The following is an 8,791-nucleotide window of genomic DNA, read 5'->3' as shown; positions in this document are numbered from 1 at the left end:
TGCGTTTAAGCATCAGTACGGTGGTAATAGCGAGCTGAGAATAACGTTGCGGGCGACCACGTGAAGACGTGTTGGGCTCGTCATACCAGGCCTGGATGGCTGACTCATCAAGCCAAAATGTCAGTGAGCCCCGGTTGACGAGCGCCTTGTTGTACGTAGCCCAGTTGGTGATTTTGAACTTTTGTTTTGCCACGTGATACCGCTACAGGATCGGGAATATGGTGATCTGATCCTGATTACGGCCAAAAGTTCGATTTATTCAACAAAGCCATAAAAATGGTACAACGATAGTTTTATTAGCATGAGGGACGAGTTGTTATCTAATTGTATTTTGACAAAATCACACCGGCCCTGCCGCGATGGCCGACAGCGAAAGTGCACTGATGCTCGGCGCGAAAGGTGTGCAAAATATGCGGGTGATCGCGATTTAAGTCCTAAAATCCACGGATCCTGCTGTACTCACTTCGCTGAAAACAACTCCGTTAAATAAAATAAATCCTATCTGATACAATAAGTAAACAGGCGCACAACGGGCGTGCCCTGACTTTTACTGCAAGTGAGCGCGACAACTATGAGCGTGATACAGAGCCTTATCAAACAAGCCTTTGGAACCGGAAACAGCAATGAAGCGGCCACTTTTCTGGCCAGCGCATGCAACCGGATGAAAGCTATGGATAAAATGTCAATCTCCCGCGAAGTGGAAAGCGCGCTCAGAGGCGTCAGTTTCAGCCGCGCAGAGGCAGATAAAGCCAAAGTTAAAACCGTTTATAAAGACACCGCCGTCACACTCGAAAAGCTCGTCTCACTGGAAAAACAGGTGCGCAGCCTGACTCACGAACTGGCCGTTGCTCGTAATCAAACCGCCAGCGGGAATAAGGAAGACGTTCAGCGTCTGGAAGGGGAGTTGTACCGCCTGAACACGCGGATAAGCGAACTGCTTCATCAGTCTGAAATACAGAAAAAACAGCACGCGGATGAACTGGCGCTGATGCGCTCACGTCAGCAAACCGCCGGGAATTCTGCTTCCGCCGAACTGGACGAGTCCAGAAATCTTGTCGCTTATATGGGCAGTCAGATGGCGGCGATGGCCGCAGCCCGCGACAAACTTCATGGCCAGGTTATCCTGGAAGAAGATAGGCGCCATGCAGCCAACCGCCGTGCCGACGGCAATTACGCATTGCTCGGCCAGCAAAAAGAACTGACGGCAGAAGCGAACCGTAAAGTCACGCAACTGCGTGCCAGCCTGAAACAGGAAGAGTACGAAGGGCAGAATGCAAAGAGCGAAAGGGCAAAGCTGAAAAAGCAACTCGCTGAACTTCAGCAAGAAAATAGCCGTTTAGCAGAACGCTTTCGCGATAACGAAGAAGGTTGCGAACGCCTGAGTCTCGCGCTTGATCGCTCAAATCAGGAGTTCGCTGCCTACAAGGCGCAAAAACAACGCTTAACCCGCTGGATCCATATTCCCGGTGCCATGATGGGAATTTCCGTCGTCGCGCTGATGCTTTACTCAGATGCCCAGCCCGGCCATCTGTTTGACAATCTCGCCCCCGCCGCTTTTCTCGGCAGCATCGTCTACGCACTTTCCCTGATGATTGTCTGGAGCCGTAAAGCGTAGCCGCAATGACCGGGTGCGTTCTTACATGCTGCCTGATTTTTGGCAACCGGCCAGCGCATCGGCCAACAGACGGCTGAATTCAAACTGACGCAGATGTTGGCACTGAACGCAGCCTTGCAATCCTCTGATGACCGGATAGAAGGGGAGGTAAGGCAGGGGACCGGTGCACCCGTAGTACCGAAGGAAATTAACCCGTCATCGGCACTGGCTGCGAGCCGCCGATCGCTATATTTTAATTTTCTAAAAAGACTTTTTTTGTATTTGTAAGGTGGTTGTTAATTCCTGAAATATCACCTCTGCCTGAAGATAATTTTTACATCGTCTATATTTTGAAATTCATTTATTTATTTTCTAAAAATGAGTCCAGGGAGGCGTTTCGTACATATCAATCATAATTAAATTACTATGGGTACTGATGGTTAGCTTTACTTAATACATGAAAAATCTCAATTAATTTTAAAGAGTCATCAGAATTAAATTAAATAACGTTTTAAATCAGGCTATTATTTTGAATTGACCTGAATTAGAGAAAAATATGGGTTATCGTGCAACTTTGTCATGATATCCTTTTTCAGCACAAGGATTTCTGGTTTAAAAAATAATAATTCAACCTACGTGTGAAGGAATAAATAATGGTTTCATTAAGCAAAAACCAGACTGTTTCACTCAGCAAAGAAACGTCAGCATTAAATCAGCTGCAATTCGGTTTAGGCTGGGATCCTGTAAAAAAGAAAAAAGGATTTTTAGCGGGTCTTATGGGGGGCGGCAGCGATTCAATTGATTTAGATGCAGGCTGTGTCCTGTTAGACAGTGCTGGAAAAACGATTGATACCATCTGGTTTAGCAAATTGAAATCAAGTTGTGGCTCCGTTGTTCATTTGGGCGACAACCTTACCGGCGAAGGAGACGGCGATGATGAAGTGATCACTGTGGACCTGACCCGCTTGCCTTCGCAGGTTGAATATCTCGCTTTCACGGTCAACAGCTTTCGTGGCCAGACTTTTAATGATGTCGATAATGCTTTTTGCCGCGTTGTCGATCAGTCCAATAAAGAACTGGCGCGCTTCGAGCTGACGGAACATGGTGCCCATACCGGCATCATTATTGCTTCTTTGGCACGCAAGGGCGGTAACTGGGACTTCACAGCACTAGGCAAAGCCTCCGCAGGCCGCACCATTGATGATATGCATGCGGACATTGTCGCCACGGTGGTGCGGTAATGACGATGACGCCGGGGGGGAATGCCCCCGTTCCTGCACAGGTACTGACGGTGCGAGTTCTTTCTGGTGTCCCGGTCGACGTTTCTTCGTTTCGTCTTTACGCCTGCGATAAAGTGCAGGGCGACTCGGATATGGTGTTTTACGGACAACCCGTTAACGACGATGCTTCAGTAAAATTCTCTGGTGCCGGTACAAATACGTCCTTTACGGTCGATATTTGCCGCCTTCGTCCAGAAGTGCAAAAACTGGCTTTCACTGCAACTTGTGATGGCAACATGACGCTTTGTGCACTCAGACACCTCTCCATTCAGGTTGAACTTAACGGCCACGTATTGCTGACCGGGAATGTGGATGTGTCCGGCCGTCAGGAAGCAGCGCTAATCCTTGGCGAAATTTATCGCCGTAATGCTGAATGGAAATTCCGATTCATTGCGCAGGGTTTCAACGGCGGACTGAAACCGCTGGCTGAACATTTCGGTGTAGACATTTCGGATGTTCCGGCACCGGCACCGGCTGCAAAAACGTCACCTGAACCCGCCAAAATCAGTTTAAGCAAAGTCTCTCTTACCAAAGAAAAACCCTCAATCAGCCTTGCCAAACGGGATAATTTTGGCGAAATCAAAATTAACCTCAACTGGCATCAGGGAAGCGTTGCGTCAGGCGGAATGTTTGGCGGGATGTTCAGTAAATCCAAAGGGGTGGATTTGGATTTAGGTGCATTTGTGGAACTTCAGGACGGCTCCAAAGGCGTGGTTCAGGCGCTTGGAAATACATTTGGCCGCCTGAGCGCAGAACCTTTCGTTGAGTTGCAGGGGGATGACCGTACGGGGCAGGTGACGGAGGGTGAGTGGTTGCATGTTAACGGTCACGAATGGAAGAAAATCCGGCAAGTGCTTATCTATGCCTTCATTTATGAAGGAGCGGCGAGCTGGGATAAAACTGACGGCGTCGTCACGCTACATATACCTGAGCAACCACCAATAGAGACACGTTTAACCGAAGGGCCTGACCGCCACAATATGTGTGCGATAGCCCGTCTGGTAAATGAAAACGGGGCCATTAAGGTTGAAAGAATCAACCAGTTCTTCAGTGGCCACAAAGACATGGACAAAGCGCTGGGCTGGGGTTTTCGCTGGTCTGCCGGTTCCAAATAATTTCAAATCCTGAGAGGAAGTCATGAGTTTCTTAGACAAAATGAAAGGCGCATTAAATGCCGGTCGTGATGAGCTGACCAAACAAGTCGGGCGCTTTAAAAACAAAAAATTCTTGCAGGGCACAGTGGCAGTTTGTGCGCGTATTGCGGTCACGACCGACGGTGTGAGCAGCGAAGAAAAGCAAAAGATGATTGGCTTTCTTCAGGCATCTCCTGAACTGAAAGTCTTCGAGACCAAAGAAGTGATCACGTTCTTTAATGAACTGGTAAGCAGCTTCAGTTTTGATTACGAAATCGGTAAAGGCGAAACCATGAAGTACATATTGGCGCTTAAAGATCAGCCTGAGGCTGCGCAACTGGCTGTGCGTGTCGGGATCGCTGTGGCGAAAAGTGATGGTGACTTCGATGAGTCCGAAAAGATGGCCGTTCGGGAAATTGCCCTGGCTCTAGGTTTTACTCCGGCTGAATTTGGCCTTTAATTCTAACACTCTGGCGTAAGGGCACAAAATATGGTCTCCACGCACATAGGTTTCCCGGCAGAAACAGTCATCGTTTTTGTCTTTCTTGCTGTAGGGGCCATCTTTATCGACTTGTTTATGCACCGTCATGACAAACCGATTTCTTTAAAGAGTGCTGCGCTCTGGTCAGTGTTCTGGATCCTGGTGGCAATGGCGTTCGCCGGTTTCCTTTATGTCCATCACGGCGCAGAAGTCGCCAGTCTGTTTGTGACCGGTTATGCGCTTGAGAAAGTCCTCTCCGTCGATAACCTCTTTGTGATGATGGCAATTTTCTCCTGGTTCTCCGTGCCGGATAATCTTCGTCACCGCGTACTTTACTGGGGGGTTATTGGCGCCGTCGTCTTCCGTGGGATCTTCGTCGCCATCGGGGCCAGTTTGCTGACTCTGGGCCCGTGGGTAGACATCGTCTTTGCCCTAGTCGTCTTGTGGACGGCTGTCATGATGCTGAAAAGCGGCGATGATGACGCAATCGAAGATTACTCTCAGCATCTTGCTTACCGGATTGTGAAACGCTTTTTCCCAATCTGGCCGAAATTAAAAGGGCGCGCTTTCCTGTTAAGCCAGAAAGAAGTTGATGCTGAGCTGGCAAAACCTGAAAACGAAAACATTACAGTCGGGCGTATAGGCAAAGTCGCCATGTATGCGACGCCGCTGCTTCTGTGTCTTGCTGTAATTGAGCTGTCGGATGTGATGTTTGCTTTCGACTCTGTCCCTGCCGTAATCGCGGTGAGCCGCGAACCGCTCATTGTTTACAGTGCCATGATGTTCGCCATTCTTGGCCTGCGCACTATGTACTTTGTGCTGGAAGCGCTCAGACAGTACCTGGCCCACCTCGAAAAAGCCGTCATCGTGCTGTTGTTCTTCATTGGCGCGAAATTGGGTCTTAATGCAACCGACCAACTGTGGCATCACGGCTACAACATTTCAGCTAATGCGAGTCTTTTCATTGTGCTGTCTGTGCTGGCTGTCGGAATTATTGTCAGCGTGTTATTCCCCGGAAAACCTGATGCTGAGGAAAGCAAAGAGGGTTAATTCCCCCGGACCTTCCCTTTGACTATTAACGTTAACAATTGAGGATTTAACTATGGGCGTTTCTCTTTCTAAAGGCGGAAATATCTCTTTAAGTAAAGAAGCACCAACAATGAAAAACGTGTTGATCGGTCTGGGGTGGGATACCCGCTCTACCGATGGTCAGGACTTCGACCTTGATGCTTCTGCATTCCTGCTCAACAACGCAGGCAAAGTACGCGGCGATGCGGATTTCATTTTCTACAATAACCTGAAATCCACTGATGGCTCTGTGCTGCACACCGGCGACAACCGTACCGGCGAAGGCGAAGGTGACGATGAAGCATTGAAAATCAAACTCGATCATATCCCTGCAGATGTGGACAAGATCGCGTTCGTGGTCACTATCCACGATGCGGTTACCCGCCGTCAGAGTTTCGGTCAGGTTACGGGTGCATTTATTCGCCTTGTAAATGACGACAATCAGCAGGAAGTCGCCCGCTATGATCTGACTGAGGATGCATCGACAGAAACCGCCATGTTATTCGGTGAGTTGTATCGCCATAACACCGAATGGAAATTCCGTGCTGTCGGTCAGGGTTATGCCGGTGGACTGGGATCAGTGTGTGCTCAGTACGGTATCAACGCTTCATAGTTGCGGCAAAGAGACGTTTTTCAGAACTCGCAGGCGGTCATCGCCGCCTGCTTTTATGAATATCGCGATGGTCGGTCCGGGATGGGATGCTTGTGTCACCGAGGGTGCAGAAGAGCGTAAACAAAATTTAACGTTGACCCACGCCAGAAAGCCCCGCGAGTAAAACATCGGGGCTTTCTGGTTTAGGATCTGAAATGGTTTAAATCGACGTTATTTCCGGATGCCTTTGATTTTGGCAATCGGAGAATGACGTTTCCCCCCGCCATTATGGAAATGTCGCCAGTAAGGTTCTTGTGCGGCGGCCAGCATTTCGTAATCGCCACGGGTATCACCCCATGCCCGAAGGTGGTAGGAGGCGAGTGGGCCGTATTCCGCTTCCAGTCTTGCTACCTTTTGTGCACACCTGCAATTATGTCCGCTTATACGCCCGGTCAGCATTCCGTCCTGGGTTTCCAAATTTGTCCCGATCAAACGTATGCCTAACCTGTCTGCAAAGGGTTTAAGTACCATTGCGGGGGAAGCCGAGCAAATCGTCACGATTGCACCGGAGTTAACCTGAGAGGCTACTGCAATGAGGCCGGAAGGGCGCATCAGGCGTGTCCAGTATTTTTGACAAAACTCAATGGCTTTTTGCTCAACCCACTTTGCTTCAATGCCGGTGAGGAAGGTGTGGATCAAGACTTCCTTCAGTTCATCACGTGTAACCCTGCGTCCGATGCATTTGAGGGCGGGCACGACGAGACGAACCAGACGTCGGGCAAAAACACGATTCCCGAAGGCAAAGCGTAAGAAGGGAACAAAGCTGTCTCGTTTGGTGAGTGTTCCGTCAAAATCAAAGACAGAGAGTGAATTACTGTTATTTACGACATCATTAACCATCTGATCACCTACTCCATTTGTCATGCTGCTCCCATATGGACACAGGCAAAAACACTATCAACGTGAATATGACATTCTAACTTCATCAGGGAGGCATCTGCACCCCAATTGATTTTTCTCAGCAATATCGTCTCGTTGCAGATAGCCCGTATGCAAGTGTTGAAGCGTATTCTCAAGTTCCTTCGGTCATGACCAGACAAATGAAATGTCGGCAGGTTGAATCTTTGCACTGCAAAAATCCGCACCTGCCGCAATAATTTTACTGTGCTCCTGTTGCCGCCTGCTCGATCAGTTTCGCCACATCCTGCGGATGAGATTCGTACACGGAATGGCTGGCGCCGGCGACCTCAACGGTATGGCTGTGCGCCCGTTTGGCGTACATACGCTCTAAATCCGGGTTAATAATTTTGTCGGACTTCGCCACCATGTACCAGCTGGGTTTCACTTTCCAGGCAGGATCAGGAATGTTGGCGGTAAACACGCTGGCGGAGGTCAGCATCTGCGCCTGCGCTTCAAATTGCGCCTGTTTAAGCGGCAGGTCTGCGGCGAAATCCGCCGGGAAGTTTTCCGGACTGATATAGAGGAAACCATCCGCCGTTTTCACAAACGGATGCGCAGCGTTCGGGAATTTCTTACCGTTGATCGCTTCTGTTTCCCCGTTATCCAGCGCATGTGCTGCGATGTAAACCAGACCTGCCACGTGCGGATCGTTCCCCGCCTCAGTAATAATCGCGCCGCCATAGCTGTGACCGACCAGGATCGCCGGGCCGTTTTGCCTATCCAGAATACGTTTGGTGGCTGCCACGTCATCGGTAAATGACGTCAGCGGTTCCTGCACCAGCGTCACTTTATAGCCGTCGTGCGTCAGAATGTCATACACCGGACGCCAGCCTGAGCCGCCTACAAAGGCACCATGTACCAGCACAATATTTTTCACTGGCGCAGCAACGGATGCCTGGGAACCGAACGCCGCAGTGGCGGCCAACAACAATGTTGAAGCTAAACGTAAACGCATGGCACTTCCTCTTTCGTTTAAAACGCAATGAACATCTGTTTGTGGAGCCACTGTGAGCCTGACCCTCTGACAGAGAAGTGACGTGATGATGACAAAAACGTCATCAGAGCGGGGAGTGCAGCGGGTGATGGAAACGCTTTCCCGCTGCGAATTGCGGATATTTTAAACAGCACAATGAATCTTGGTTTTATATCTTCTGTAAAGAAGGTGCGGTTTCATTACCCGGAACAGATTGAGTGAAAAAACGTCAGAGAATATTCTCCTGTCTTAAAATAGTGGTCTATATTTATTCTGGCTCCGGCTTATGTTGCTCAGTTTCGAAAGACGAAAGCTGAATTACAACTCGAAAGTGGTGGCGGATTAATAGCCGTCACACGCATTCCTGGAATTTAATTTATTCTTTAAATATTAATATGTTAAATATAATGTAACCGTTGCCACTTACAGTCCGATAAAACGCGATTTTCCATCCGGTGAATTTTCAAATGAAAGCCGGCTTTTATTTTGTGCGGGAATAAATTCGGGAACAGCTCAATTAATCCATGAGGTTTACGCGGGGAATTAATTGCAAAGCCGGTTCTGATGCACACTGCGTGCGGTATTTTGTTAAAAAGTTATATTTGTAAAGTTGCGTATGTACTAACAGGAAGAAAAAAACTATAGTGAGCCCCTTGCGGCTCTCAATCAGAACGGTCGATTTATGTCTACTTCTAATGTCTAAAATTGAG

At 48.8% G+C, this 8,791-nt stretch carries 9 protein-coding genes; 6 read left to right on the top strand and 3 right to left on the bottom strand.

Annotated features, from left to right (window positions below; all coding sequences use genetic code 11):
• A partial coding sequence (locus D6C13_RS20050) for a transposase (protein ID WP_208642920.1) occupies positions 1-193 on the bottom strand: 193 nt, incomplete at its 3' end.
• A gap of 477 nt (positions 194-670) precedes the next feature.
• Here D6C13_RS20050 and D6C13_RS20045 point away from each other — a divergent pair.
• The 6 genes from D6C13_RS20045 (at position 671) to D6C13_RS20020 (ending at position 6,169) form a co-directional block, all read left to right on the top strand.
• The gene (locus D6C13_RS20045) at positions 671-1,615 is read left to right on the top strand and encodes a coiled-coil domain-containing protein (RefSeq protein WP_244212729.1); all 945 of its coding nucleotides are present in this window, start codon (positions 671-673) and stop codon (positions 1,613-1,615) included.
• Between the two features lie 632 nt (positions 1,616-2,247).
• Positions 2,248-2,835 (top strand): TerD family protein, encoded by a 588-nt coding sequence (locus tag D6C13_RS20040; RefSeq protein WP_120134425.1) that lies wholly within the window; start codon positions 2,248-2,250, stop codon positions 2,833-2,835.
• Entirely contained in the window at positions 2,835-3,989 is a 1,155-nt protein-coding gene (locus tag D6C13_RS20035) for a TerD family protein (protein WP_120134424.1), read from the top strand. The genes D6C13_RS20040 and D6C13_RS20035 overlap by 1 nt, the downstream gene beginning before the upstream one ends.
• A gap of 22 nt (positions 3,990-4,011) precedes the next feature.
• Positions 4,012-4,467 carry a tellurite resistance TerB family protein gene (locus D6C13_RS20030; RefSeq protein ID WP_120134423.1) on the top strand — a complete coding sequence of 152 codons (456 nt, stop codon included), beginning with the start codon at positions 4,012-4,014 and terminating at the stop codon, positions 4,465-4,467.
• A 30-nt stretch (positions 4,468-4,497) separates the two neighbouring features.
• Positions 4,498-5,538: a TerC/Alx family metal homeostasis membrane protein gene (locus tag D6C13_RS20025; RefSeq protein WP_120134422.1), complete on the top strand. Its 1,041-nt coding sequence runs from the start codon at positions 4,498-4,500 to the stop codon at positions 5,536-5,538.
• Positions 5,539-5,590: 52 nt separating this feature from the next.
• Complete coding sequence (locus D6C13_RS20020; protein ID WP_120134421.1) at positions 5,591-6,169, top strand: TerD family protein; 579 nt, start codon at positions 5,591-5,593, stop codon at positions 6,167-6,169.
• 210 nt (positions 6,170-6,379) lie between these two features.
• Here the strand turns inward: D6C13_RS20020 and D6C13_RS20015 are convergent, their stop codons facing one another.
• Both D6C13_RS20015 and D6C13_RS20010 read right to left on the bottom strand, forming a co-directional pair.
• Positions 6,380-7,072 (bottom strand): HAD family hydrolase, encoded by a 693-nt coding sequence (locus D6C13_RS20015; protein ID WP_120134420.1) that lies wholly within the window; start codon positions 7,070-7,072, stop codon positions 6,380-6,382.
• Between the two features lie 235 nt (positions 7,073-7,307).
• Complete coding sequence (locus D6C13_RS20010) at positions 7,308-8,063, bottom strand: alpha/beta hydrolase (RefSeq protein ID WP_120134419.1); 756 nt, start codon at positions 8,061-8,063, stop codon at positions 7,308-7,310.
• Between the last annotated feature and the right edge of the window lie 728 nt (positions 8,064-8,791).

It is taken from the genome of Rahnella woolbedingensis, assembly GCF_003602095.1.
Classification (GTDB): domain Bacteria; phylum Pseudomonadota; class Gammaproteobacteria; order Enterobacterales; family Enterobacteriaceae; genus Rahnella; species Rahnella woolbedingensis.
Note: the sequence above shows the minus strand (reverse complement) of the source record. Positions and strands in the feature narration are given on the sequence as shown.

Bases quoted from the DNA above. Each gene is read 5' to 3' on its own strand.
- D6C13_RS20045 (WP_244212729.1), top strand. From the start codon at position 671: ATGGATAAAATGTCAATCTCCCGCGAAGTGGAAAGCGCGCTCAGAGGC.
- D6C13_RS20040 (WP_120134425.1), top strand. From the start codon at position 2,248: ATGGTTTCATTAAGCAAAAACCAGACTGTTTCACTCAGCAAAGAAACG.
- D6C13_RS20035 (WP_120134424.1), top strand. From the start codon at position 2,835: ATGACGATGACGCCGGGGGGGAATGCCCCCGTTCCTGCACAGGTACTG.
- D6C13_RS20030 (WP_120134423.1), top strand. From the start codon at position 4,012: ATGAGTTTCTTAGACAAAATGAAAGGCGCATTAAATGCCGGTCGTGAT.
- D6C13_RS20025 (WP_120134422.1), top strand. From the start codon at position 4,498: ATGGTCTCCACGCACATAGGTTTCCCGGCAGAAACAGTCATCGTTTTT.
- D6C13_RS20020 (WP_120134421.1), top strand. From the start codon at position 5,591: ATGGGCGTTTCTCTTTCTAAAGGCGGAAATATCTCTTTAAGTAAAGAA.
- D6C13_RS20015 (WP_120134420.1), bottom strand. From the start codon at position 7,072: ATGACAAATGGAGTAGGTGATCAGATGGTTAATGATGTCGTAAATAAC.
- D6C13_RS20010 (WP_120134419.1), bottom strand. From the start codon at position 8,063: ATGCGTTTACGTTTAGCTTCAACATTGTTGTTGGCCGCCACTGCGGCG.